Raw genomic sequence first — 25,736 nt, forward strand, 5'->3', positions numbered from 1 at the left:
ATGACCAGCCTCATCGTCGTCGGCACCCTCGCCGCATTCGTTCTCATCACCGTGTTCAAGGGAGTGCGCATCGTGCCTCAGGGCGAGGAGTGGATCGTCGAACGCCTGGGCCGCTACCACAGCACCCTCAAGCCGGGCCTGAACATCGTCATCCCGTACATGGACGTAGTCGCCTACCGCCTGCCGACCAAGGACATCATCCTCGACGTGCAGCAGCAGGAGATCATCACCAAGGACAACGCGGTGATCGTCGCCAACGCCCTGTGCTTTGCCAAGGTGGTCGACCCGCAGAAGGCCTCGTACGGCGTACAGAACTTCTCGTTCGCCGTCACCAGCCTGACCATGACCTCGCTGCGCGCCATCGTCGGCGCCATGGACCTGGACGAAGCGCTGTCCAGCCGCGAGCAGATCAAGGCGCGCCTGCGCGAGGCGATGTCCGAGCAGACCGAAGACTGGGGCGTGACCGTGCGCTCGGTGGAGATCCAGGACATCAAGCCCTCGCCGAGCATGCAGACCGCCATGGAACGCCAGGCGGCTGCCGAGCGTGAGCGTAAAGCCGACGTGACCCGCGCCGAAGGCAACAAGCAGGCTGCCATCCTCGAAGCCGAGGCGCGCCTGCAGGCGGCCAAGCTGGATGCCGAGGCCCAGGTCAACCTGGCCGAGGCATCGGCGCGGGCGATCACCCTGGTCAAGGAAGCGGTGGGCAGCGATACCGTGCCGGCCATGTACCTGCTGGGTGAGCGTTACATTGGCGCGATGGAGAACCTGGCGAGCAGCGACAATTCGAAAGTGGTGGTGCTGCCGGCTGACCTGCAGGAAACCGTGCGTGGACTGCTGGGGCGTGGCAAGGTCTGATAACGCCGGGGCGCTTTGCGCCCCTTTCGCGACACGAGGCCGCTCCCACAGTAATTGCGCCAGCTTTTAGCATGTGAGCAAGACAGTTGCTCCCACAGGGAAACGTATCCTCCTGTGGGAGCGGCCTTGTGTCGCGATGGGCTGCGCAGCAGCCCCTGGTGCGGCACTTCACCGCACCCCAGCTTTTTTACCTATACTCCGCCGTACAATAGCCATCACGATTCCTGACCGGATCTCTCCATGCCCCCACGTCGGCACATCGCCTGGATAGCCTGCTTCGCAGTGCTGTTCAACCTGCTGGCCATGCCGCTGTCTTCTGCCGCGCCCAAGGGCCCGGCCGAACAGCTGCTGTGGGGGGCTTTCTGTTCCAGCATGGCCAACAAGGCCAAGGTCGATGTCCAGGCCCTGGCCAAGATCGACCTCGGTCCGCAAAGCGACGACAGCGCCAGCATGACGAACTGCTGGTGCTGCCTGGGTGCCGCGCCCTTGCTGGCCCTGCCCAGCTATACGCCGCAGTTGCACAACCCGCCCGTGCTGCCAGCGGGGCACTCGCCGCAACTCGCTGACTACCAACCCACGCCGCGCCAGCTATGGCCCGCGCTCAATCCCCGTGCCTCTCCTCCGGCCTGAGTTCACTACGCTGTCGGCCTGAACCTCAACAGATCGGAGACTCTCCCATGCTCAAGCAAGCCCTTGTCCTGGCCGCCCTGCTGCTGCCCGGTGCCTACGCCAACGCCCACGAGTACAGCAAAGGCGACCTGCACATCGCCCACCCCTGGTCGCTGGAGCTACCGCCGAACGCGCCTAACGTCGCGGCCTATTTCGTCGTGCACAACAACGGCAAGACCGATGACCGCCTGCTCTCGGCGGACACGCCGATCAGCGCCGACGCCCAGTTGCACGAGCATGCGATGAGCGCCGCCGGCGCCATGAAGATGCAGCAGGTGCAAAGCGTGGTGGTGCCTGCCGGCAAGGACCTGACCTTCGCCCCCAGCGCCTACCACGTGATGATCATGCAGCCCAAGGATCGCAGCCTGCTGACCGACGGCAAGCGCTTCCCGCTGACCCTGCACTTCGAGAAGGCCGGTGACATCACCGTCGAAGTCGCCGTGCAGAAGCAGCCACCGGCCGAGCAGGCCGCGCACGAGCACGCGCACTGACCTGATCGACTGACTGGCGCTCGCCATGAGCCTGCCGCGCTACAGCTCCGTCCGCACTACCCGCCCTGATCGCAGGCGCGTCGGTGGCGGCTGGCTGAGCCTGTTCGCCATGTGGATGATCTTCATCGGCCCGCTGGTTTCCCAGTCGATGCCAATGGAGCACCACGCCGGCATGTCCATGCCCATGGACATGAGCATGCCGATGGCGCACGGTCACGACGAGCACCACGGCCACGGCAACGATGGCCAGTTGCATGTGATGTGGGAGAAGTGTGGCTACTGCAGCCTGCTGTTCAACTGCCCCGCCCTGCCCCAAAGCCTCAGCCCGCTCAGCGCGGGCAGCGTCACCCCACCCACCCACCTCACCGTCGCCACGCGCCAGGGCCATGCCCGGCAGGCTGTATTCCCCGGCGCCCGCAGCCGCGCACCGCCCCGATCGATCGTCGCCTGAACACCACACGCTAAACGCCCGAAGCCAGGAGGCTTCGCGCTGACTCATGACTGATCGACTGGAATCATTATGTCCGGCTGCACCCCTGTTTTTGCCCTTTCCCTGCGCGGCACCATCGCCGTGCTCTGCGGCTCGCTGCTCGCGCCACTGGCCCTTGCCGCCGAAACCGGCCACGAAGGCCACATCCACGATACGGCCGAACTGAGCCCGACGGTGATCACCGCCATCGCCCCGAGCTCGCCGCTGACCGTGGTCACCAACCCCAAGGATCCGCGCCAGCCCGTGCCGGCCAGCGACGGCGGTGACTACCTCAAGACCATCCCCGGGTTCTCGGTGATCCGCGCTGGCGGCACCAATGGCGACCCGGTGCTGCGCGGCATGTTCGGTTCGCGCCTGAACATCCTCACCAACGGCGGCATGATGCTCGGCGCCTGCCCGGGCCGCATGGACGCGCCAACCTCGTACATCTCGCCGGAAACCTACGACCGCCTCACCGTGATCAAGGGCCCGCAGAGCGTGATCTGGGGGCCGGGCGGCTCCGCTGGCACCATTCTCTTCGAGCGTGAGCCGGAGAAGTTCGGCGAGTTGGGTAGCCGGGTCAACGGCAGCGTACTGGCTGGCTCCAACGGCCGCTTCGACAAGGTCCTCGACGCCGCGGCCGGCAACCAGCTCGGCTACGTGCGCTTCATCGGTAACCAGTCGCACTCGGACGACTTCGAGGACGGCAACGGCGATACCGTGCCGTCGCGCTGGGACAAGTGGAACGGCGACGTCAGCCTCGGCTGGACCCCGGACGCCGACACCTTGCTGGAACTGACCGCTGGCAAGGGCGACGGCGAGGCTCGCTCCGCCGGACGCGGCATGGACGGTTCGCAGTTCAAGCGCGAGAGCCTGGGGCTGCGCTTCGAGAAGTCCAACCTGGGCGAGGTGCTCGACAAGGTCGAGGCGCAGGTCTACTACAACTACGCTGACCACGTGATGGACAACTACACCCTGCGCACTCCGTCGGGCACCGGCATGATGGGCATGCCCATGGTCAGCAACGTCGACCGCCGTACCATGGGCGCACGGATCAAGGCCACCTGGCGCTGGGCCGACGTGCAACTGATCAGCGGCATCGACGCGCAGACCAACGAACACCGCCAGCGCGGCGGCATGGGCGTCAACGCGCACAAGGGCCAGCCCTGGACCAAGGACGCCGACTTCCACAACTACGGCGCCTTCGGCGAGCTCACCTGGTATGCGACCGGTGAGGATCGCCTGGTCACCGGCGCCCGCCTGGACCGTGCCTCGGCCCGCGATTTCCGCAAGGGCAGCGCCACCGAAGGCGACACCCGCGCCGACACCCTGCCCAGCGGCTTCGTGCGCTACGAGCACGACCTGGCGGCGATTCCGGCCACCACCTACATCGGCCTCGGCCACACCCAGCGCTTCCCCGACTACTGGGAGCTGTTCTCGCCCAAGCGCGCCCCGGCCGGCTCGGTCAACGCCTTCGACGGCATCAAGCCGGAGAAGACCACCCAGCTCGACTTCGGCATCCAGTACCGCGACGAGCGCCTGGAGGCCTGGGCCTCGGGTTATGTCGGGCAGGTCCGCGACTACATCCTGTTCGACTACCAGCGCAACATGATGGGCTCGCTCACCTCCCAGGCGCAGAACGTCGACGCCCGCATCATGGGCGGCGAACTGGGCGCGGCCTACAAACTGACCGAGAACTGGAAGGCCGACGCCACCCTGGCCTACGCCTGGGGCAAGAACAGCAGCGACGGCAAGGCCCTGCCACAGATGCCACCGCTGGAGAGCCGCCTGGGGCTGACCTACAGCCGCGACACCTGGAGCGTCGGTGCCCTGTGGCGCCTGGTCGCCGAGCAGAACCGCATTGCCAAAAACCAGGGCAACGTGGTCGGCAAGGATTACGACACAAGCTCAGGCTTCGGCGTGTTCTCGCTCAACGGCGCCTACAAGGTCAACAACAACCTCAAGCTCAGCGCGGGCGTCGACAACCTGTTCGACAAGGCCTACGCCGAGCACCTGAACCTGGCCGGGAACGCCGGGTTCGGCTACCCGGCCAGCGCCACGGACCCGGTGAACGAGCCAGGCAGGACCTTCTGGACCAAGGTCGACTTCAGCTTCTGACAACAACAAACGGGCGCGGGACCTGACCGCGCCCACTTAAGGTCTACGGGAGGCTCTAATGAGCAAACCAAACGTTTCCTTCTACAACCTTGCGTGGCGCTGGCATTTCTATGCCGGGCTGTTCGTGGCGCCATTCATGATCCTGCTGGCGCTTACCGGGATCATCTACCTGTTCAAGCCGCAACTCGATCCGTTGATGTACCGCGAGCTGATGGTGGTCGAGGCCGGCCATCACCGACAGGGCGCCGACACGCTGCTGGCCAACGTGCGCCAGGCTTATCCACAAGGCCAGGTGGGACAGTATCTGCCGCCGGTGAGCGCCGAGCGCAGCGCACAGTTCGTGGTGCATGACGGCGGGCGCGAGCTGAATGTCTTCGTCGACCCGTACAGCGGCAAGGTACTGGGCGACCAGGATGGCAAACAGAACCTGCAGGCCATCGCACGCGCCTTGCATGGCGAACTGATGGTCGGCACGGTCGGTGACCGGCTGGTGGAACTGGCGGCCGGCTGGGGCATTGTCCTGGTCGTGTCCGGCCTCTATTTGTGGTGGCCACGCGGGCGCAGCAGCGCCGGGGTGCTGTGGCCACGTTTCAGCGCGCGCGGCCGCTTGCTGTGGCGCGACCTGCATGCCGTCACCGGTTTCTGGGGCTCGGCCCTGCTGCTGTTGATGCTGCTCAGCGGCATGACCTGGACCGGGCTGTGGGGCAAACAGTATGCCGACCTGTGGAACCGCTTCCCGGCGGCCATGTGGAACGACGTGCCCAAGTCCGACAAAGAAGCCCGCGACCTCAACAGCGCCCACCGCCAGACCGTGCCGTGGGCGATGGAGAACACGCCGATGCCAGTGTCCGGCGCCCATGCCGAGCATGCCGGGCATCACATGATGGATCACGCCCCGGCGGCGCCGCAGGTGAGCCTGCAGCAGGTCGAGAACATCGCCAATCTGCGCGAGGTCGAGCCGGGCTACAGCATCACCCTGCCAAGCAGTGCTGACGGGGTGTTCACCATTGCGGTATTCGCTGACGATCCGCGCAACGACGCCACCCTGCATGTGGACCAGTACACCGGGAAGGTGCTGGCCGATGTGCGCTGGCAGGACTACAGCCCGGTGGCACGCGCCACTGAGCTTGGGGTGATGCTGCACGAAGGCAAGATGTTCGGGCCGTTGAACCAAATCGTCATCCTGCTGGTGTGCCTGATGATCCTGCTGGGCTCGGTGAGCGGGCTGGTGATGTGGTGGAAGCGCAAGCCCACGGGTGGATTGGGCGTGCCGCCGCTGCGTCATGACCTGCCGCGCTGGAAGACGGCAGTGGGGGTGATGGTGGTGCTGGGCGTCGCCTTCCCGCTGGTGGGGATTTCGATGGTGGTGATGTGGGGGGTGGATAGCCTGGTGGTGAGACGCCAGATCATGGTCAGGGCCTGATATCGCAATCGCGGGGCAAGCCCGCTCCCACGCCTGCCCTGTGAGATCAGCGTGGGAGCGGGCTTGCCCCGCGATGAGGCCGGCACCAACAACCATTGATTCCCGTCATGTCGAGCACCGCGCTGTACCGCCAAGATCGTGCCGATCTGCCACACCCGCGATTGGAACGCGACGTGATAGCCTACGCGGCTTTCGCTCACAAAAAGACTGACCCTCAATGGAATGCAGCCTATGACCCGGACCTCCCAGACACCCTCCGAAGAGCAGCACCTGCAACGCAACCTGACCAACCGTCACATCCAGCTCATCGCCATTGGCGGCGCCATCGGCACCGGCCTCTTCATGGGCTCGGGCAAGACCATCAGCCTGGCCGGCCCGTCGATCATCTTCGTCTACATGATCATCGGCTTCATGCTGTTCTTCGTCATGCGCGCCATGGGCGAGCTGCTGCTGTCGAACCTCAACTACAAGTCGTTCATCGATTTCTCCGCCGACCTGCTCGGCCCCTGGGCCGGCTACTTCACCGGCTGGACCTACTGGTTCTGCTGGGTGGTCACCGGCATCGCCGACGTGGTGGCGATCGCCGCCTACACGCAATTCTGGTTCCCGGACCTTCCGCAGTGGATACCGGCGCTGAGCTGCGTGGCCTTGTTGCTGTCGCTGAACCTGGTGACGGTGAAGATGTTCGGCGAAATGGAATTCTGGTTCGCCCTGATCAAGATCATCGCCATCATGGGCCTGGTCGCCACCGGCCTGTACATGGTTATCACCGGCTTCCAGTCGCCGAGCGGCCATACCGCCACCCTGGCCAACCTGTGGAATGACGGCGGCATGTTCCCCAACGGCCTGCTCGGTTTCTTCGCCGGCTTCCAGATCGCCGTGTTCGCCTTCGTCGGTATCGAACTGGTGGGCACCACAGCCGCCGAAGCGAAGAACCCCGAGCGCACCCTGCCGCGGGCGATCAACTCGATCCCGGTCCGCATCATCGTGTTCTACGTGCTGGCGCTGATCGCCATCATGGCCGTCACCCCATGGCGCGACGTGGTGCCGGGCAAGAGCCCGTTCGTCGAGCTGTTCGTGCTGGCCGGCCTGCCGGCGGCGGCGAGCATCATCAACTTCGTGGTGCTGACTTCTGCGGCCTCGTCGGCCAACAGCGGCGTGTTCTCCACCAGCCGCATGCTGTTCGGCCTGGCCCAGGAGGGCGATGCGCCCAAGGCGTTCGAGAAACTCTCGCGCCGCGCGGTGCCGGCCAACGGCCTGTACTTCTCCTGCACCTGCCTGCTGCTGGGCGCGGTGCTGATCTACCTGGTACCCAATGTGATCGAAGCTTTCACCCTGGTGACGACGGTGTCGGCGGTGCTGTTCATGTTCGTGTGGACGCTGATCCTGCTGTCGTACCTGAGCTACCGCAAACAGCGCGCGGCGCTGCATGAGCAGTCCACCTACAAGATGCCCGGCGGGCGTTTCATGTGCTACGTGTGCCTGGTGTTCTTTGCCGGCATTCTGGTGCTGTTGAGCCTGGAGGCGGATACGCGCTCGGCGCTGGTGGTGACGCCGATCTGGTTCGTGATTCTGGCGGTGACCTATCAGTTCGTGCGCAGCAGGCGTCAGCCGCGTACCGCCGTGCGTGGGGCGTCGAACAACTGATCCTGAACCCATCGCGGGGCAAGCCCGCTCCCACGCCTGCCGTGTGAGGTCGGCGTGGGAGCGGGCTTGCCCCGCGATGAGGCCCGCTAGCCTTGCTCCAACCCTTCAAGCACGGCTTCAGCCAGCGCCAGGCCTTTCTCCAGCGAGTTCTCCGTCGCCGTCAGCAAACTGCGCAACGGCTCCCCCGCCTTCTCCAACGCGGCAGCATTGGTCTCATACGCCGCCTTCAACGCCGCCACGGCGCACACCAGCGCATCCTCGCTATCAACGCCAGCACGTACCGAGAGAATCGGATCATGGGCGTGATTGCAGGTGCCAAAGTGGGAGCAAGCGGTGACGGGACGTGATTTGCGCGGGGTGAGGTTGACCAGCGATTCCTGGTTCATGGCTGCACCTCTCGATGAAAGGTGGCGATCTCGACAAATACGAACGGTGGATCTGGAACGATCTTCTTGAGCATGGTGCGACTCCTTGCAGCCTTCTGAAGTGTATCTCCGTGCCCATACGCCAATATGGGTGGACGGAGCCGTGCGGGTTGGCGTTGCCGGTCAGAAGGTCCGGTGAGCCCGAAGGCTCCCACACACGGCTCCGCCCATAACGGGTGCAACCATGCAGGACACGCTATCGCAGGTGCGATGTGCCCGGTTCTGACAGCGGGACGCCAATCCCGAACCGCAGAAACTACTGCGGTGCGGCACGGTACTCAAGTACCGCTTATGTGTCAAAAGTGTTCATCGCCCCCGACCCAATCCTGTGCAAGCCCAACCTGCAAGCACCATCCTGGCTCCTCCTCGCGCCCCGATTCGTCGCACAACCGCTCTACCAAGCACCTTCCATCGCTCGGCACAGCCTTTGCAATCTCCGACTAGGCCAACACCCACCATCACATCGGAGTGAGCACATGAAGCGACGCAGTCTGATCAAGGCCTTCACCCTCAGCGCATCGATCGCCGCGATGGGCCTGAGCTGGAGCATCCAGGCCGCCGAGACCATCAAGGTCGGCATCCTGCATTCGCTGTCGGGGACCATGGCGATTTCCGAGACCTCGCTCAAGGACATGGCGCTGATGACCATCGACGAGATCAACGCCAAGGGCGGGGTCAACGGCAAGCAGCTCGAGGCGGTGGTGGTGGACCCGGCGTCCAACTGGCCGCTGTTCGCCGAGAAGAGCCGCCAGTTGCTGACCCAGGACAAGGTGGCGGTGGTGTTCGGCTGCTGGACCTCGGTGTCGCGCAAGTCGGTGCTGCCGGTGTTCGAGGAGCTCAATGGGCTGCTGTTCTACCCCGTGCAGTACGAGGGTGAAGAGATGTCGCCGAACGTGTTCTACACCGGCGCCGCGCCTAACCAGCAGGCAATCCCGGCCGTGGAATACCTGATGAGCGAGGATGGTGGCGGCGCCAAGCGCTTCTTCCTGCTGGGCACCGACTACGTCTACCCGCGCACCACCAACAAGATCCTGCGCGCCTTCCTGCACAGCAAGGGCGTGGCCGACAAGGACATCGAAGAGGTGTATACGCCGTTCGGCCACAGCGATTACCAGACCATCGTCGCCAACATCAAGAAGTTCTCCGCCGGCGGCAAGACGGCGGTCATCTCCACGGTCAATGGCGACTCCAACGTGCCGTTTTACAAGGAGCTGGCCAACCAGGGGCTGAAGGCCACCGATGTACCGGTGGTGGCCTTCTCGGTGGGTGAAGAGGAGCTGCGTGGCATCGACACCAAGCCGCTGGTGGGGCACCTGGCGGCGTGGAACTACTTCGAGTCCGTGGATAACCCGGTGAACCAGAAGTTCGTCGCCGACTGGAAGGCCTACGCCAAGGCCAAGGGCCTGCCGGGGGCCGACAAGGCGGTGACCAACGACCCTATGGAGGCCACCTACGTAGGTATCCACATGTGGGCGCAAGCGGTGGAAAAAGCCAAGTCCACCGATGTGGACAAAGTGCGTGAGGCACTGGCCGGGCAGAGCTTCAAGGCGCCGTCTGGCTTCACCCTGACCATGGACAAGACCAACCACCACCTGCACAAGCCGGTGATGATCGGCGAGATCCAGGATGACGGACAGTTCAGCGTGGTGTGGCAGACCGAGGAGCCGCTGCGGGCGCAGCCTTGGAGCCCGTTCATTCCGGGGAATGACAAGCGGCCGGATTATGCGGTGAAAGGTAATTGAGTGACCAGGGGCCGCTTTGCGGCCCTTTCGCGACACAAGGCCGCTCCCACAGGTAGATCGCGTTCCCATGTGGGAGCGGCCTTGTGTCGCGATCGAGGGCGAAGCCCTCGCCTTACCCTGACTACACAGGAATAACTAATGCTCAGATTCCTGCTCACCCTCTTGTTGTTACTGCCCCTGGCCAGCCACGCCAGCGAAGGCGAGTTCTTCCTCAGCGCCAAGCCCGCCGACCAGGCGCGCCTGCTCGAAACCTGGGCCGCGCAACCCGATGCCGCCCGCCTGCCGCTGCTGGACAACCTGCGCCAAGGCCGCATCGCCGAAAACGACACCCGCAAGCTGCGCCTGAACAACCGCCTGCGCGGCCTGATCGACAACGCCCTGGCCAGCCATCGGCTATTCAGCGACCAAGCCAGCATCCGCCTGGCCGCCGCCCAACAACTGCAAAAAACCGCACAACCGGCGCAAATGGCCTTCCTCGACCGCCGCTTCGCCAGCGAACCCGACGCCGCCGTGCACGCGGCCCTCGGCCTGGCCCTGGCCAACCTGCAACTGGGCGCCAGCGAGCCCGCGGTACGCCTGGCCGCCGTGCGCCTGCTCGGCGAAACCGGCGACCCACTGGCACGCACCCGCCTTGAAGCGCTACTACAACCCGACGCCGAAACCGACGCCGCCGTGCGCACCGCCGCCGAAACCAGCCTGGCCCAGGTACAGCGCAAGCTGCTGGTCGGTGAATTGCTCGGCCAGGCCTTCAGCGGCTTGTCGCTGGGTTCGATCCTGCTGCTGGCGGCGCTGGGTCTGGCGATCACCTTCGGCCTGCTCGGGGTGATCAACATGGCCCACGGCGAGATGCTGATGCTCGGCGCCTACAGCACCTACATGGTCCAGGTGCTGCTGCAACGCTATGCCCCCGGCGCCATCGAGTTCTATCCGTTGATCGCCTTGCCGGTGGCCTTCGCCGTCAGCGCGGGTGTCGGCATGGCGCTGGAGCGCACAGTGATCCGTCACTTGTATGGCCGGCCGTTGGAAACCCTGCTGGCCACCTGGGGCATCAGTCTGATCCTGATCCAGGCCGTGCGCTTGATCTTCGGCGCGCAGAACGTCGAGGTGAGCAACCCGGCCTGGCTGTCCGGCGGCATCCAGGTGCTGCCCAACCTGGTGCTGCCGTACAACCGCCTGGTGATCATCGGCTTCGCCCTGGCGGTGGTGCTGCTTACCTGGCTGCTGCTCAACCGCACGCGGCTGGGCCTGAACGTGCGCGCGGTCACCCAGAACCGCAACATGGCCGCCTGCTGCGGGGTGTCCACCGGGCGCGTCGACATGCTCGCCTTCGGCCTCGGCTCAGGCATCGCCGGGCTCGGCGGCGTGGCCTTGAGCCAGGTCGGCAACGTGGGGCCGGACCTGGGCCAGAGCTACATCATCGACTCGTTCCTGGTGGTGGTGCTCGGCGGTGTCGGCCAACTGGCCGGCAGCCTGTGGGCGGCCTTCGGACTGGGCATCGCCAACAAACTGCTGGAGCCGCAGATCGGTGCGGTGCTGGGCAAGATCCTCATCCTTGCGCTGATCATTCTGTTCATCCAGAAGCGCCCGCAAGGCCTGTTCGCCCTCAAGGGACGGGTAATCGACTGATGAACCAGCCATTGATTGTCACTGCCACGCGCAAGGCTGGCACCCGGGTTTCAATGGCCGTCGGCGCCGTTGTCGTCCTGGTGCTGCTGGCCCTGCCGCTGCTGTCGCTGCTGCCCGACGGGCACGCCTTGCAGGTCTCGGCCTACACCCTGACCCTGGTCGGCAAGGTCCTCTGCTACGCCATCGTCGCCCTGGCCCTGGATCTGGTCTGGGGCTACGCCGGGTTGCTGTCGCTCGGTCATGGCCTGTTCTTCGCCCTGGGCGGCTACGCCATGGGCATGTACCTGATGCGCCAGGCGGCCGGCGACGGCCTGCCGGGGTTCATGACCTTCCTGTCGTGGAGCGAGCTGCCCTGGTACTGGGCCGGCACCCAGCATTTCGCCTGGGCGCTGTGCCTGGTGGTGCTGGCGCCGGGGCTGCTGGCGCTGGTGTTCGGCTTCTTCGCGTTCCGCTCGCGGATCAAGGGCGTGTATTTCTCGATCATGACCCAGGCCCTGACCTTCGCCGGGATGCTGCTGTTCTTCCGCAACGAGACAGGCTTTGGCGGCAACAACGGCTTCACCAGCTTCCGCACCATCGTCGGTTTCGACATCGCCGCCCAGGGCACCCGGGCCGTGCTGTTCCTGCTCACGGTCGGCCTGCTGCTGGGCAGCCTGTTCCTGTGCTGGCGCCTGACCCAGAGCAAGTTCGGGCGCCTGCTCACTGCCGTGCGTGACGCCGAGAACCGCCTGATGTTCTGCGGCTACGACCCGCGTGGCTTCAAGCTGCTGGTATGGGTGCTCAGCGCCGTGCTGTGCGGCCTGGCCGGGGCGCTGTACGTGCCGCAGGTGGGCATCATCAACCCCAGCGAGATGTCGCCGACCAACTCCATCGAGGCCGCCGTGTGGGTGGCCCTGGGCGGGCGCGGCACGTTGATCGGGCCTCTGCTCGGCGCCGGCCTGGTCAATGGCATGAAGAGCTGGTTCACCGTGGCGTTCCCCGAGTTCTGGCTGTTCTTCCTCGGCGCGCTGTTCATCCTCGTCACCCTGTACCTGCCCAAGGGCGTGGTCGGCCTTGTGAAGAAAAGGAGCCAGCCATGAGAAGCGTGCCCCCGGTGCATCCGGAATTCATGCTGGAGCCGATCTTCGACCAGATCGGCAGCGGTCGCGAGGCGATCGGCCTCGGTCGGCGCCGCGAGACTGGGCTCGACACCCGCCACGGCACGGTGCTGAGCCTGGAGGGCATCAGCGTCAGTTTCGACGGCTTCAAGGCGCTCAACGATCTGAACCTGTACATCGGCGTCGGTGAGTTGCGCTGCATCATCGGCCCCAACGGTGCCGGCAAGACCACGATGATGGACGTGATCACCGGCAAGACTCGGCCCGACACGGGGACCGCGTTTTTCGGCGACACCCTCGACCTGACCCGCATGAGCGAATGCCAGATCGCCCAGGCCGGCATCGGCCGCAAGTTCCAGAAACCCACGGTGTTCGAGGCGCTGACGGTGTTCGAGAACCTGGAGCTGGCGCTCAAGGCCGACAAGTCGGTGTGGGCAAGCCTGGTGGCGCGGTTGTCCGGCGAGCAGCGCCAGCGCATCGAGGAGGTGCTGACCACCCTGCGCCTGCTGCCCCTGGCCCAGCGCCAGGCGGGGCTGTTGTCCCACGGGCAGAAGCAGTTCCTGGAGATCGGCATGCTGCTGGTGCAGGAGCCGAGGTTGCTGCTGCTCGACGAGCCGGTGGCGGGGATGACCGATGCCGAGACCGCGTTCACCGCCGAGCTGTTCCGCTCCTTGGCGGGCAGGCATTCACTGATGGTGGTGGAACATGACATGGGCTTCGTCGGCAGCATTGCCGACCATGTGACGGTGCTGCACCAGGGGAGTGTGCTGGCGGAAGGGTCGCTGGCGCAGGTGCAGGAGGATGAGCGGGTGGTCGAGGTGTATCTCGGCCGATGAATTCCAGGTGGCTGCACGGGCCTGTTCGCCGGCAAGCCGGCTCCTACGGAAGATCGCGCCCTCCTGTAGGAGCCGGCTTGCCGGCGAACAGGCCCGTGCAGTCACCCCCAGCGTTCAGGAACAACACATGCTGAAAATCGACACCCTGCACCAATACTACGGTGGCAGCCACATCCTGCGCGGTCTGTCCTTCGAGGCCAAGGTCGGCGAGGTCACCTGCCTGCTGGGCCGCAACGGCGTGGGCAAGACCACCCTGCTGCGCTGCCTGATGGGCCTGCTGCCGGCCCGCGAGGGCCGCGTGGAATGGGAAGGCAAACCCATTACCACGCTCAAGCCCCAGCAACGGGTCCAGGCCGGCATCGGCTACGTGCCGCAGGGCCGCGAAATCTTCCCGCGCCTGACCGTCGAGGAAAACCTGCTGATGGGCCTGTCGCGGTTCCCCGCCCGCGAGGCCCGGGAAGTGCCAGCCTTCATCTACGAACTGTTCCCGGTGCTGGAGCAGATGAAGCAACGCCGTGGCGGCGACCTCTCCGGTGGCCAGCAGCAACAGCTGGCCATCGGCCGCGCCCTGGCCAGCCGCCCGCGCCTGCTGATCCTCGACGAGCCCACCGAAGGCATCCAGCCGTCGGTGATCAAGGAAATCGGCGCAGTGATTCGCACGCTCGCCGACCGGGGTGACATGGCCATCCTTCTGGTGGAGCAGTTCTACGACTTCGCCGAGGAGCTGGCCGACCAGTACCTGGTCATGGCCCGCGGTGAGATCGTCCAGCGCGGCCGGGGTGAAAACATGCAGGCCGAAGGTGTGCGCGGCCTGGTTACCATTTAATCTGCAGCCACTTCCCTTGCGAGACGCTGTCATGAGTTACCAGATCCGCGACGCCCTGATCGACGACATGCCGGGTATCCTCGACATCTACAACGACGCCGTGGCCAACACCACGGCGATCTGGAACGAAACCCCCGTGGACCTGGGCAACCGCCAGGCCTGGTTCGAGGCCCGTGCGCAGCAGGGCTATCCGATCCTGGTGGCGGTGGACGACAGCGGCGTGCTGGGCTATGCCTCATTTGGCGACTGGCGACCGTTCGAGGGCTTTCGCCACACCGTCGAGCATTCGGTGTACGTGCGTGGCGACCAACGCGGCAAGGGCCTGGGCCCGGTGTTGATGGACGCGCTGATCGAGCGCGCGCGCCACTGCGACAAACATGTGATGGTCGCCGCCATCGAGAGCGGCAATGCCGCATCGATCCGCCTGCACGAACGCCTGGGCTTCAGCATCACCGGGCAGATGCCGCAGGTGGGGGTGAAGTTCGGGCGCTGGCTGGACCTGACCTTCATGCAGCTTTACCTGGATGACAACACCCTTCCCCCTTCAAGGACCTGAAGCCAATGAACACCGCCCAGCTGCACCGCGTCACCCACGAAGGCCTGGCGTACTACCGCGACGGGCTGGTGGCCCTTTTGCTGAATGCGGTGCGCCAGGGCGCGTCGGTGGGGTTTCTGGCCGATATCGACGAGCAGCAGGCCAAGGCCTACTTCGATGAGGTGAAGGCAAAAATGGCCGGTGGCGAGCAACTGCTCTGGGTCATTGCCCAGGGGCAGGAAGTGCTGGGCAGCGTGCAGTTGGGGTTGTGCCTGAAGCCCAATGGGCTGAACCGGGCCGAGGTGCAGAAGTTGCTGGTGCACAGCGATGCTCGGCGGCGTGGGCTGGGGCAGCAGTTGATGGGGGCCCTGGAGGCCGAGACGCGGCGGATCGGGCGGGGGATGCTGTTTCTCGATACCGAGGCGGGGTCTGGGGCCGAGGCGTTCTATCGGGCGCAGGGGTACAGCAAGGCGGGGGAGATTCCGGATTATGCCTGCGGACCGGAAGGGGTGTACCGGGCAACAGCGTTGTATTTCAAGGTCCTGGCGCCGGCTTCAGAACGGCGTTGATGCAATCGCGGGGCAAGTCCGCTCCCACGAAGCACCTCGATGCCTGGCGTGGGAGCGGGCTTGCCCCGCGATGCTTTTACTCTTATATCTGGGTAAACCTGCCCAACCGCTGCTTCAACATGCTGTTCTCGCTACGCAACTGCTGCACCTCTTCCAACAGTTCCAGCGCCAGCGCCACCCCTTCCCACTCCAACTCCAGCTCCTGATGCAGCTTCACCGCGCGCTTCAGCGTCACCGGCGCGCGGTCATCGAACACCCACTCCTCGGGCGTTCGCCCTGACGGTTCGACAATGCCGTGCTCGACGATCTCGATCACCCAGTCGGCCGATACATTGGCCTCCTGGCACAGGGTACGCATGTCCAGTTGAACGATCAGGGTGCTGCTCATGATCACTTACTCCATTGAGTCCTCGGATTGAACGCGGCTTTCTCGGAGAGCTGGGTCCACAGTTCGCGCGCGGCAGCGTCGGACTGGGCGGGCATGACCACCTTGAGCTGGGCGTAGAGGTCGCCGCGCTCGCCCTGCTTGTTCAACAGGCCCATGCCCTTGACCCGCAGGCGCTGGCCGCTCTGGCTGTCCGGGCGGATGGTCAGGTTGATCTTGCCGGTCAGGGTCGGCACGGCCACCTTGGCGCCGAGCGCCGCTTCCCACGGTGCCAGCGGCACGGTGATGATCAGGTCATGGCCTTCGACATCGAACAGCGGGTGCGGAGCCATGCGGATGGTCAGGAACAGGTCGCCGTTGGCGCCACCGCCCACGCCGGGTGCGCCCTGGCCCTTGAGGCGGATACGCTCGCCGTCGGTCACCCCGGCGGGGATCTTCACGTTCAGCGTTTTCGTGGTGAACCCGGTACGCTGCCCGGCACCGTTGGTCTGCGGCACCTGGAAGCTGATCTGCTTGGATTCCTTGTTCAGGGTCTCTTCGAGGAAGACCGCCAGTTCCAGTTCCACGTCCTGCCCTCGCCTGCCGGCACTGCGTTGCTGCCGGCCACCGCCGCCACCAAAGGGGTTGCCGCCCCGGGCGCCGAAGATCGAGCTGAAGAAATCGGAAAAATCGCCACCCTCGAAGCCACCGCCACCACCGCCGCGGGACTCCCAGCCAGGCGGCGCCTGGAACGGCCGGCCATGCTGGCCGCCGTACTTGCGGATTTCGTCGTACTCGGCACGCTTGTCCTTGTCGCCAAGCACTTCGTAGGCCTCGTTGGCCTCCTTGAACTTGTCCTCGGCGTCACGCTCCTTGCTGACGTCGGGGTGATACTTGCGCGCGAGCTTGCGGTACGCGGCCTTGATCGCCTTCTCGTCCGCGCTCGCCTCGACGCCGAGTATCTTGTAATAGTCTTTGAAGTCCATCTATGGATCACCGATGTGAATGTACGTATTGCTATTGAAGATTGGGGTCAAGCATAGCCTTTCAAGGTTCATTCGGGGTTGCGCTATCGCAGACGACCGGTCTTGATTTAGTCGCAGACTGGCATAAACTGCGCGGCCGTTTTGCCTCCGGAAGCTCTCCTTCATGTCTGACGTATCCCCGGCCCGTGCCCTCGGCATCGACTTCGGCACCTCCAACTCCACGGTCGGCTGGCACCGCCCGGGCGTCGAATCGCTGATCGCCCTGGAAGACGGCAAGATCACCCTGCCGTCGGTGGTCTTCTTCAACATCGAGGAGCGTCGCCCGGTGTACGGCCGCCTGGCCCTGCACGAGTACCTGGAGGGCTACGAAGGCCGCCTGATGCGCTCGCTCAAGAGCCTGCTGGGCTCCAAGCTGATCAAGCACGACACCAGCGTGCTGGGCAGCGCCCTGCCGTTCAAGGACCTGCTGGGCATGTTCATCGGCGAACTGAAAAAGCGTGCCGAAGCCGATGCCGGCCGCGAATTCGACCAAGTGGTGCTGGGCCGCCCGGTGTTCTTCGTCGACGAAGACCCGGCCGCCGACCAGGAGGCCGAGGACACCCTGGCGGAGGTGGCGCGCAAGATCGGCTTCAAGGACGTGTCGTTCCAGTACGAACCGATCGCCGCGGCGTTCGACTACGAGTCGGGCATTAGCCGTGAAGAGCTGGTCCTGATTGTCGATATCGGCGGTGGTACCTCGGACTTTACCCTGATCCGCCTGTCGCCCGAGCGTCACCTGGTGGCCGAGCGCCAGAGCGATATTCTCGCCACCGGCGGCGTGCACATCGGCGGTACCGACTTCGACAAGCAACTGAGCCTACAGGGCGTGATGCCGCTGTTCGGCTACGGCAGCCGGATGAAGAGCGGCGCGCTGATGCCCACCAGCTACCACCTCAACCTGGCCACCTGGCACACCATCAACGCCCTGTACTCGCAGAAGTCGCAACTGGCCCTGGGCAGCATGCGCTATGACATCGAGGACACGCTAGGCATCGACCGCCTGTTCAACCTGATCGAGCAGCGCGCCGGGCACTGGCTGGCGATGGAAGTGGAAGCCAGCAAGATCGAACTGACCGAGCGCGACAGCCGTCGCATCGACTTCGGCCGGATCGAGCCTGAACTGTCGGCCGAGCTGACCCGGGCGCTGTTCGAAGACGCCATCGGCGGGTTGCTGGAGCGGGTGCGCGGCAGCGTGACCGAGCTGCTGGCCAAGGCCGGCGTGAGCGAAGGGCAGGTGGACACGGTGTTCTTCACCGGTGGTTCCAGCGGGATTCCGGCGCTGCGCAACAGCGTGGCGGCAATGCTGCCCAATGCGCGGCATGTGGAAGGCAATATCTTCGGCAGCATTGGCAGTGGGCTGGCGATCGAGGCACGCAAGCGTTACGGCGCCGCCTGAGCCATCCCGGGGCCGCGTGGCGGCCCCGGCAATCCTTCAGACCAACTCCGCCCGCTTCAACTCACTCTTCAGGTAAGCGTAATAGATCGGCCCCGCCACCACCCCCGGCAAGCCGAATGCCGCCTCGAACACCAGCATCGCCAGCAACAGCTCCCAGGCCTTGGCACTGATCTGCCCGCCAACGATCCGCGCGTTGAGGAAGTACTCGACCTTGTGGATAACAATCAGATACCCCAGCGCCGCCATCGCCACCCAGATCGACAGCGACAAGCCGACGATGGTGATCAGGGTGTTGGACATCAGGTTGCCGATCACCGGCAGCAGCCCGAGCAGGAAGGTCAGCACGATCAGCGTCTTGGTCAACGGCAGGTGCACGCCGAACAGTGGTAGCACCACGGCCAGGAAGATGCCGGTAAAGAAGGTGTTGAGCAGCGAGATCTTGATCTGCGCGAAGACGATGTTGCGAAACGCCTGCACCAGCAGGCTCAGGCGCTCGAACAGCGCCGCCGCCAGGGGCTTGCGCCGGGAGATGTCGGGGATGCGCTGCAGGGCGACGATGGCGCCGAGGATCATGCCGATCAGCAGGGTCACGAACATGTGCGCCATGCCCTTGCCCACCAGTTGCAGGTCGCTGAGGTGGCTCTTGATCCAGTCGCCGATGGCCACCTTGAACTCGGCGGCGCTGGCCGGCAGGTAGGCTTCGATGAACGGCGGCAGCTGGCCCCGCGCGCGCTCGACCAGGCCCATGAACTTGTCCAGCGAGGCGCCGGGGTTCTCGGCCTCGTGCAGCAGGAAACTGAAGGCGCCGGCGATCAGCAACGTCAGCGTGCTCACCACCAGGGTGCCGAGCAGCGCCACCGCCAACCAGCGTGCGCGCTGCCCGGCGATCAGCGGTTGCAGGCGCGGGGTGAGCATGTTGACCAGCTCGTAGACCAGCAGGCCGGCCAGCAGGCTCGGCAGCAGCTTCAGCGGCAGCGCCAGCAACAGGCCCGCCATGACGATGATCCAGCTGGCCAGGGTGACCTGGCGGGGAGTGAAAGTCATACAGCCTCAACGGCAGACAGCGGAAAGTCCCGCAGTCTGCCAGCCTTCACGGCAGAGGCATAGGCGCAGGTCATTTCTTCTTCAGGCAGTCACTCATGAAGGTCTTGCGTTCATCGCCCTTGAGCGCCTTGGTGGTGGCGTCGGCGTTGCAGGTCTTCATCTTCTCCTGCTGGGTGGCGGCTTTGGCCGGCTCGGCCTTTTTCAGGCAGGTACTCATGAACGCCTTGCGTTCATCGCCCTTGAGCGCCTTGGCGGTGGCGTCGGCGTTGCAGGTCTTCATCTTTTCCTGTTGCGCGGTGGCGGCGAACCCTTGGCCCGCGATCAACAGGCCCAACACCAGCAGGGGTACGTGCAGCAGCTTCATGGAGTGGTCTCCTTGCCTGCGCGCCGGATGCGCGCTCGTCGCAGCTGAGTGTAGACAAGAATTCTTACATCTCTGTCCGTGCCCGCCGCCGGTACTGCTCCGGGGTGCAATTGGCCTGGCGCTGGAACATGGCGATGAAGGCCGAAGCGCTGCTATAGCCGAGGTCGAAGGCGATGGCCTGGATCGGCGTGCCCGCCTCGAGCGCCTCGATAGCCCGCAGAAAGCGCAGTCGCAAGCGCCATTCGCCGAAGCTCATCCCCAGCTCCCGCAGAAACTGCCGGGCCAGGGTACGCTCGCTGACATGCACCTGCCCGGCCCAATGGGCGAGCGGCCGGTTGTCGCCAGGCCCCGCGTGCAACGCCTTGAGCACCTGGCGCAGGCTGTCGCTGCGGGCGAACGGCAAATAACAGGTCTGCGTCGGCGCCAGGCGCAGTTGGTCGATCAGTACCTGGACCAGGCGCTGGTCGCGCTCGTCCTGGGCGATGTGCAGGTCGCGGCGGGCGAAGTCGCCAAGGATCGCCTTGAGGATGTCGCTGATCACCAGGCTGCAGGGCTGCGCCGGCAGTTCAGCGCACAAGCTGCGCTCCAGATAGACCGAACGGTAGATGATGGCCTGGGGGTTGTAGCAGCCATGCTCCGTCTCCGGCGGCACCCAGACAGCGTAGTGCGGGGGCGAGATGAAGCGCTGGCCCTCGACGTCCAGGTGCATCAGGCCATGGGAGGCATAGTTGAGCTGGCCCCAGGGGTGACGGTGCGGCGGGCTGTGGGTGTCGGCGCCGAATTCGTCGTAGCGGAAGTAGACCGGTGCGGGGAGCCGGTCTAACCGTGGGATGTCGAGGAACTTGCGGGTCATGCTGTCTGCTTCGCGGGACGGGTTGTCTGGATGGAAGTATAGGCATTTGGACAGACAAGCGATAATGGCCGCCACGTGGGAGCGGGCTTGCCCCGCGATTGCACCCGCCCGGCCAACATCATTTCCTGGCCTGGCGCAATCGCGGGGCAAGCCCGCTCCCACGGGTCAACCGCAACTCGAGAATCATCATGAACTACCTCTTCCCCCTCATCGCCATCCTCATCTGGGCCGGCAACACCGTGGTCACCAAGATGTCCGCCGGGGCCATCTTCCCCGCCGAGATCGGCTTCTACCGCTGGCTGCTGGCCGGCCTGCTGTTCACCCCTTTCCTGCTGCCACAGCTCTGGCGCAACCGCACGGCCATCCGCCCGCACCTGGGCAAGATCTTCGTGCTGGGCGTGCTGGGCATGGCCATCTACCAGAGCCTGGCCTACTTCGCCGCCGCCATCACCAGCGCCACCAACATGGGCATCATCCTCTCGTTGATGCCGCTGATGTCGCTGGCCCTGTCCATTGCCTGGCTCGGTCAGCGCCTGACCTATGGCGCGCTGCTGGGCGCGCTGGTGTCGTTCTTCGGCGTACTGGAGGTGGTCTCGGCCGGGCAACCCGGCGTGCTGCTGCACCAGGGGTTGAACGCCGGCGACCTGATGATGCTGGTGGCCACTTTCGCCTATGCGCTGTACAGCTTCCTGTTGAAAAAATGGCAGCTGCGCCTGCCGCCGCTGCAGTTGCTGTACCTGCAGGTGCTGGTGGCGATCCTGGTGTTGCTGCCGCTGTTCCTGCTGTCACCCAAGACCGGGTTGAACGGCCACAACATTGGCCTGGTGCTGTATGCCGGCCTGCTGGCCTCGATGGTCGCGCCACGGGTGTGGATGCAGGCGGTGCACCGTCTGGGGCCAAGCCGGACCACGCTGTTCTTCAACCTGCTGCCGGTGGTCACGGCGGTGATCGCGGCGGTAGTGCTAGATGAGCAGTTGGCCAGTTATCACCTGGTTGGCGGTGTGCTAACGCTGGTTGGCGTGCTGCTGGCCGAGCGTTGGACCACTCCGGTACGGCGTTAGTACGCGGGGAGCGCTGCGCGCTCCTTTCGCGACGCAAGGCCGCTCCCACAGACGAACGCAATCCCCTGGAGCGGCCTTGTGTCGCGATAGGGCTGCGAAGCAGCCCCAGGCTTCTCACAGCCCCGCAGCCTTGAGCCGTGCGGCATGCTCGGTGAACAGCCTCACCGGCTCGGCACCCTTGCCCACCGCGCCCAGCGACTGATTGACGATATCCAGGTGATCGAGCGGATAGTCGTCCCCGATCACCAGACCCAAGTGCGAGCTGAAGCGCCCGACCATGCCATCGCACTGCCCCTTCTCTCGGACGAAACTGCGGGCGAACAGCCGGCAAAATCGGTTGCTGCCGTCAAACCGGTTCAAGCCTTGGTCGGTGCGCCCTGGCTGCAGGGTGCCGGACCAGGAGTAGTAGCGAACACCGTTCACCTCAGCCGGCCCTTCGCCGCCCCAGACCTCGGGCAGCCCCTGTGGATAAGCCTGGTTGAACAGCGCCACCCCGGCACTGGTCAGCGACTGATGGGAGGCGTGCACATCGATCGGCAGCGGATCGCGGCGCCATCCGGTCTCCAGCCAACCCAACAGCACAGCGAAGCCATGCAGCACGGCCTTCAGGAAGCGCCCCCGCACAGAGTCACCAGGTGCCGTGCGTTCGAGATGGTCGGCCAGCTCCGAGCCATGGTTGGGGCCGGCCACCGACGTCACCGAAGCCACCCGGTCAGGCCGCTTCGCCGCCGCATAGCGGGCACTGAGGGCGCCCTGGCTGTGACCGATCAGGTTGACCTTGTCGGCCCCCGTGCGCTGACAGATGTCCTCGATGATGCCGAGCAGCTGCTCACCCCGCACTTCGCTGGAATGCAGCGGCGACACCTGCACCGGGAATACCTGCGCGCCGCCCCGGCGCAATGCCGGCACGATGCCGAACCAGTAGGGATACACCAGCGCCCGCACGAACCCGAGCATGCCCGGCACCAGCACCAGTGGATAACGCGTGGCCAGCTCCTGACTCATCCCCCTTGCCCTCATCCGTGAACAGACCGGTCCACCCTACAGCGCGATCGACGACAAGTGCAATCGAACTCCCGGCGCGCCGCGCGGTTCCAAGCAGAACAGACCCTGAGCAAGGAGCGGGACCATGTACAAGCGAACCCTGGCCATCCTTCTGGCAAGCGCCACCCTCGCCGCCTGCGGCAGCCGCCCGGAAAACCCGGTGGACTATGTCACCTACCGCGACGAACCGCTGGTCAAGCAGGTTGAGCACGGCATGACCATGCAGAAGGTCATTGCCATCGGCGGCAGCCCGTCCAACGTCATCGACCTGCCCCACGGCGGCACCTGCAATGACTACATCCTCAACCGTGATGGCCACCAGCAGCCCTACTACGTGCGTTTCGACGCCACCGGCCATGTCGACGCCAAGGGCTTCAAGACCTGCAAGCAACGCCAACAAGACAGCGACGCCGTACACGGCGCATGACACACCATGACTACCCTGATGCTTTCGGAGATGAACATGAGCGTTGAACTGACCGATGTGAAGACCCTGCGCGAACGTGCCCGCCAGCATGTCGAGCAAGGTGCGGTGACCGAGGGTTACCACGCCGATCGTGAAAAGATCCTGCGCCTGCTGAACGAGTCGCTGGCCACCGAGCTGGTCTGCGTCCTGCGCTACAAGCGTCACTACTTCATGGCCAGCGGCATCAAGGCCAGCGTTGCCGCCGCGGAGTTCCTCGAGCATGCCAACCAGGAAGCCGAGCACGCCGACAAGCTGGCCGAGCGCATCGTGCAGCTGGGCGGCGAGCCGGACTTCAATCCGGACAACCTGACCAAAAACTCCCACGCGCAGTACGTGGCAGGCAATTCGTTGAAGGAGATGGTGCTGGAGGACCTGGTGGCCGAGCGCATCGCCATCGACAGCTACCGCGAGATCATCCAGTACATCGGCGACAAGGACCCGACCACCCGGCGCATCTTCGAGGACATCCTGGCCCAGGAGGAAGAGCACGCGGACGATATGTCGGACCTGTTGCAGGGGCTGTGATACCTGGGGGCGCTGTGCGCCCCTTTCGCAAAGCCGCTCCCACAGGTCAAGCATATGACTCAAGATCGACGCTTTGCCTGTGGGAGCGGCCTTGCGTCGCGAAAGGGCCGCAAAGCGGCCCTATTTCTTGCCCTTCACCGCCGCCGGCGCCTTGCCAGCGCGCATCTGCTGCAACAACGGCGTGCACTGGTTGGGTTCATCCCCGCTGCTCGGCGCGATCAGCGCCAGCAGCCCCGCCGCCGGCCCGGCCACCACGCCAAGCGCCACCATTCCCGCGCCACGCAGCGCCAGCGGCACCGCCTGCACGCCGGCACTCGGCTTGGCGAACGGTCCGCGCACATACAATGGCGAACGCAGCGAGAACAGACGCAGGCCCTTGGACTCCGGGGTGATCTTCAGGTCCAACTGCTCGCTGGCGAAGTTGGCCGTACCGTTGATGTAGATGATCGCGTTCTCGGTATCGAAAACGAACAAGCGGCTGGTGGCCAGGCCATCCTTGATCCCGACATCCGCTGCGGCACAATTGATCTTCACATCTTCGTCGCCAAACAACTTGCCGATCACGTAGTTGCCCACGTTCAGCCCAGCGATTTCCATCAGGCTGCGGCTGATGGCGCCATCGTTGATCAGCAGGCGTAGATCCCCGTTGGAAGTGCCCAGCAGCGCGGCCACCGAGTTGCCCCGGCCACTGATGTCGGCATCGCCGTTGAGTTCGCCGAAGCTGGTCTGCATCGGCGCGAAGCTGGGGAACAGCTGCTTGAGCTTGAAGCCACGCGCGGTCAGCCGTGCACGGCCCTGCAACGGCGCGCTGCGCCCGTCCAGGCGGATGTTGGAATCGAGGTTGCCGCCGGCCACGCCGAAGCGCAGCGGCTCCAGGCGCAGCAGGCCGTCCTCGAGGATCACATGGGCGGACAGGTCGTTGAACGGCAGCGTCTCGCTGTGCACGATGCGCTTGCCGGCGAAGGTCACGTCGGCGTCCATGGCCCGCCAGCGCTCGGTGCGGAATTCTTCGACCGGCAGCACCTTGCCGGCCGGCTGCTTGCTGGCACCGCCGCGGGCCTTCTGCTCGCTGTTGGAATCGGCGCCGATCAGTGGCGCCAGGTCCTTGAACAGCAATTGGTTGGAGACCAGGTTGCCGGAGAGCTTCGGCCGGGGCTGGCTGGCGACAAAGACCAGGTCGCCGTGAATGTCGCTGTCGCCGATCTTGCCGTTGAAGCCCTCGTAACGGAACTGCGCGCCGCCGGCGGCGTGCAAGTTGGCGGTCAGATGACCATCGGTGGCATACGGCGGCGTATCGGGCAAGGTCACGCCGGTCAGCGGGTAGAGGTTGCCCAGGCTGTTGCCGGAAAGCTTCAGGCGCAGGTCGAGGGCGCCGAGGTTGCGTGGATCGGTCAGGGTCCCGGCCAGCGCGACCTGGGTATCGCCGATACGCACATCGGCCTGCAGCGGAAACGGCTGGCTGGCGTCCTGCAGCGCCAGCAGGCCGCCGATCTTGCCGGTGCCGGCCACCGCCAGGCCCTTGTAGCGGCCCTGGGCCTTGAAGCCGAAGGCATAGTCCTGGGCATTGCCGGCCTTCTCGGCGCGGGCCTTGCCGACGATGTCGCTGAACGGGATCGGCTTGCCCAGCGGATCGACCTGCACCTTCATGCTGGTCTTCAGCGTCTGGTCGTCAAAGCTGACGTTGCCCTGGTCGAAGCCGATGGCGCCGATGTCCAGCTCCCACTTTGACGGTGCCTCGTTCTCATCCTTGGGCCCGAAATCGAACACCCAGTTGGCCCGGCCATCGGCCAGCCGGGTAAGGCTGGCGCTGGGCTTGACCAGGTCGATGCGCGGGATGCTGATGCGCTGGACGATCAGCGGCAAGGGCGCCAGGCGAAAGTCCACTCGCTCGAGGGCGACCATGCGCGGCGCCTTGAGCCAGTCGGGGTTGCCCAGGGTGAGGTCCTCGGCGCTGAAGTGCGGCCAGGGCACGAAGGCCCGCCAGCCGCCTTCCTCGGGTTCGGTGCGCCAATGCACGGCGAGGTTGCCGTTGATCGCGAAGGGCCGCTGCAGTGCTTCGGAGACTTTCTCGTTTAGCAGCGGCTTGACGCGGTTCCAGTCAAAGGTGGCGATCACCACCACCAGGATCGCCAGCAGGGTGGCAAGGGTGGCGAAGGTCCAGATGAGGATTCTGGCAGGGCGCGTCATTGCATGGTTCTCCTGACTGCATGGCACTCATTATGTCGGACTGATGAAAAACCGCCGGGTTTAATCCGTGCGCCATGAT

Annotated in this window: 26 protein-coding genes; 18 read left to right on the forward strand and 8 right to left on the reverse strand. The window is 65.1% G+C overall.

Features of this window, described 5'->3' with window-relative positions; translation table 11 throughout:
- From AC25MA_RS03190 to cycA, 7 genes are all read left to right on the forward strand, one after another.
- Positions 1–855 (forward strand): SPFH domain-containing protein, encoded by an 855-nt coding sequence (locus tag AC25MA_RS03190; protein ID WP_197866997.1) that lies wholly within the window; start codon positions 1–3, stop codon positions 853–855.
- A 240-nt stretch (positions 856–1,095) separates the two neighbouring features.
- Entirely contained in the window at positions 1,096–1,485 is a 390-nt protein-coding gene (locus AC25MA_RS03195; protein ID WP_197866998.1) for a DUF2946 domain-containing protein, read from the forward strand.
- Positions 1,486–1,532: 47 nt separating this feature from the next.
- Positions 1,533–2,015, forward strand: a complete 483-nt coding sequence (locus tag AC25MA_RS03200) for a copper chaperone PCu(A)C (protein WP_028691292.1) — start codon at positions 1,533–1,535, stop codon at positions 2,013–2,015.
- 25 nt (positions 2,016–2,040) lie between these two features.
- Positions 2,041–2,466: a DUF2946 domain-containing protein gene (locus AC25MA_RS03205; RefSeq protein ID WP_028691293.1), complete on the forward strand. Its 426-nt coding sequence runs from the start codon at positions 2,041–2,043 to the stop codon at positions 2,464–2,466.
- A 69-nt stretch (positions 2,467–2,535) separates the two neighbouring features.
- Positions 2,536–4,602, forward strand: a complete 2,067-nt coding sequence (locus AC25MA_RS03210; protein ID WP_028691294.1) for a TonB-dependent copper receptor — start codon at positions 2,536–2,538, stop codon at positions 4,600–4,602.
- A gap of 58 nt (positions 4,603–4,660) precedes the next feature.
- Complete coding sequence (locus tag AC25MA_RS03215) at positions 4,661–6,025, forward strand: PepSY-associated TM helix domain-containing protein (protein ID WP_088852335.1); 1,365 nt, start codon at positions 4,661–4,663, stop codon at positions 6,023–6,025.
- Between the two features lie 231 nt (positions 6,026–6,256).
- Positions 6,257–7,672: a D-serine/D-alanine/glycine transporter gene (gene cycA / locus AC25MA_RS03220; protein ID WP_028691296.1), complete on the forward strand. Its 1,416-nt coding sequence runs from the start codon at positions 6,257–6,259 to the stop codon at positions 7,670–7,672.
- A gap of 86 nt (positions 7,673–7,758) precedes the next feature.
- Here cycA and AC25MA_RS03225 read toward each other — a convergent pair whose 3' ends face one another.
- Entirely contained in the window at positions 7,759–8,058 is a 300-nt protein-coding gene (locus AC25MA_RS03225) for a hypothetical protein (protein WP_028691297.1), read from the reverse strand.
- A 515-nt stretch (positions 8,059–8,573) separates the two neighbouring features.
- Here AC25MA_RS03225 and urtA point away from each other — a divergent pair.
- The 7 genes from urtA to AC25MA_RS03260 all read left to right on the forward strand — a co-directional run bounded on the left by urtA (position 8,574) and on the right by AC25MA_RS03260 (position 15,328).
- Entirely contained in the window at positions 8,574–9,839 is a 1,266-nt protein-coding gene (urtA, locus tag AC25MA_RS03230) for an urea ABC transporter substrate-binding protein (protein ID WP_028691298.1), read from the forward strand.
- A gap of 138 nt (positions 9,840–9,977) precedes the next feature.
- Positions 9,978–11,465 carry an urea ABC transporter permease subunit UrtB gene (gene urtB, locus AC25MA_RS03235; protein WP_028691299.1) on the forward strand — a complete coding sequence of 496 codons (1,488 nt, stop codon included), beginning with the start codon at positions 9,978–9,980 and terminating at the stop codon, positions 11,463–11,465.
- Positions 11,465–12,544, forward strand: a complete 1,080-nt coding sequence (gene urtC / locus AC25MA_RS03240) for an urea ABC transporter permease subunit UrtC (protein ID WP_062572703.1) — start codon at positions 11,465–11,467, stop codon at positions 12,542–12,544. The genes urtB and urtC overlap by 1 nt, the downstream gene beginning before the upstream one ends.
- Positions 12,541–13,398, forward strand: a complete 858-nt coding sequence (urtD, locus tag AC25MA_RS03245) for an urea ABC transporter ATP-binding protein UrtD (protein WP_028691301.1) — start codon at positions 12,541–12,543, stop codon at positions 13,396–13,398. Before urtC ends, urtD begins: the two co-directional genes overlap by 4 nt.
- Positions 13,399–13,525: 127 nt before the next feature.
- A complete protein-coding gene (urtE, locus tag AC25MA_RS03250; protein WP_028691302.1) occupies positions 13,526–14,224 on the forward strand; it encodes an urea ABC transporter ATP-binding subunit UrtE in 699 nt (232 codons plus the stop codon).
- Positions 14,225–14,255: 31 nt separating this feature from the next.
- Positions 14,256–14,780: a GNAT family N-acetyltransferase gene (locus tag AC25MA_RS03255; RefSeq protein ID WP_028691303.1), complete on the forward strand. Its 525-nt coding sequence runs from the start codon at positions 14,256–14,258 to the stop codon at positions 14,778–14,780.
- A gap of 5 nt (positions 14,781–14,785) precedes the next feature.
- Entirely contained in the window at positions 14,786–15,328 is a 543-nt protein-coding gene (locus AC25MA_RS03260; RefSeq protein WP_028691304.1) for a GNAT family N-acetyltransferase, read from the forward strand.
- An 82-nt stretch (positions 15,329–15,410) separates the two neighbouring features.
- Here AC25MA_RS03260 and AC25MA_RS03265 read toward each other — a convergent pair whose 3' ends face one another.
- Together AC25MA_RS03265 and cbpA are read right to left on the reverse strand one after the other, a co-directional pair.
- Positions 15,411–15,716, reverse strand: coding sequence for a chaperone modulator CbpM (locus AC25MA_RS03265; RefSeq protein WP_028688225.1), 306 nt, complete (start codon positions 15,714–15,716; stop codon positions 15,411–15,413).
- Positions 15,717–15,718: 2 nt separating this feature from the next.
- On the reverse strand, positions 15,719–16,678 hold the full coding sequence (gene cbpA / locus AC25MA_RS03270; protein WP_028688226.1) for a curved DNA-binding protein: 960 nt from the start codon (positions 16,676–16,678) through the stop codon (positions 15,719–15,721).
- A gap of 163 nt (positions 16,679–16,841) precedes the next feature.
- Between cbpA and AC25MA_RS03275 the strand changes: the two genes are divergently transcribed.
- Positions 16,842–18,113 carry an Hsp70 family protein gene (locus AC25MA_RS03275; protein ID WP_062360878.1) on the forward strand — a complete coding sequence of 424 codons (1,272 nt, stop codon included), beginning with the start codon at positions 16,842–16,844 and terminating at the stop codon, positions 18,111–18,113.
- 36 nt (positions 18,114–18,149) lie between these two features.
- On the opposite strand, the gene AC25MA_RS03280 is transcribed toward AC25MA_RS03275, so the two are convergent.
- The 3 genes from AC25MA_RS03280 to AC25MA_RS03290 form a co-directional block, all read right to left on the reverse strand.
- Complete coding sequence (locus AC25MA_RS03280; RefSeq protein WP_062360876.1) at positions 18,150–19,157, reverse strand: AI-2E family transporter; 1,008 nt, start codon at positions 19,155–19,157, stop codon at positions 18,150–18,152.
- A 70-nt stretch (positions 19,158–19,227) separates the two neighbouring features.
- Positions 19,228–19,521 carry a PsiF family protein gene (locus AC25MA_RS03285; RefSeq protein ID WP_062360875.1) on the reverse strand — a complete coding sequence of 98 codons (294 nt, stop codon included), beginning with the start codon at positions 19,519–19,521 and terminating at the stop codon, positions 19,228–19,230.
- Between the two features lie 64 nt (positions 19,522–19,585).
- The gene (locus AC25MA_RS03290; protein ID WP_486971784.1) at positions 19,586–20,374 is read right to left on the reverse strand and encodes an AraC family transcriptional regulator; all 789 of its coding nucleotides are present in this window, start codon (positions 20,372–20,374) and stop codon (positions 19,586–19,588) included.
- Positions 20,375–20,562: 188 nt separating this feature from the next.
- Here AC25MA_RS03290 and AC25MA_RS03295 point away from each other — a divergent pair, with 188 nt between their 5' ends.
- Positions 20,563–21,435, forward strand: a complete 873-nt coding sequence (locus AC25MA_RS03295; RefSeq protein WP_028688231.1) for a DMT family transporter — start codon at positions 20,563–20,565, stop codon at positions 21,433–21,435.
- Positions 21,436–21,549: 114 nt separating this feature from the next.
- On the opposite strand, the gene AC25MA_RS03300 is transcribed toward AC25MA_RS03295, so the two are convergent.
- Positions 21,550–22,440, reverse strand: coding sequence for a lipase family alpha/beta hydrolase (locus tag AC25MA_RS03300; RefSeq protein WP_247283953.1), 891 nt, complete (start codon positions 22,438–22,440; stop codon positions 21,550–21,552).
- A gap of 124 nt (positions 22,441–22,564) precedes the next feature.
- Here AC25MA_RS03300 and osmE point away from each other — a divergent pair, with 124 nt between their 5' ends.
- Together osmE and AC25MA_RS03310 are read left to right on the forward strand one after the other, a co-directional pair.
- Entirely contained in the window at positions 22,565–22,906 is a 342-nt protein-coding gene (osmE, locus tag AC25MA_RS03305; protein WP_028688233.1) for an osmotically-inducible lipoprotein OsmE, read from the forward strand.
- A 36-nt stretch (positions 22,907–22,942) separates the two neighbouring features.
- On the forward strand, positions 22,943–23,470 hold the full coding sequence (locus tag AC25MA_RS03310; RefSeq protein ID WP_036985638.1) for a ferritin-like domain-containing protein: 528 nt from the start codon (positions 22,943–22,945) through the stop codon (positions 23,468–23,470).
- 120 nt (positions 23,471–23,590) lie between these two features.
- Here the strand turns inward: AC25MA_RS03310 and AC25MA_RS03315 are convergent, their stop codons facing one another.
- Positions 23,591–25,657: an AsmA family protein gene (locus AC25MA_RS03315; RefSeq protein ID WP_028688235.1), complete on the reverse strand. Its 2,067-nt coding sequence runs from the start codon at positions 25,655–25,657 to the stop codon at positions 23,591–23,593.
- Positions 25,658–25,736 lie beyond the last annotated feature (79 nt).

This window comes from Pseudomonas sp. P65(2024), from assembly GCF_057480955.1.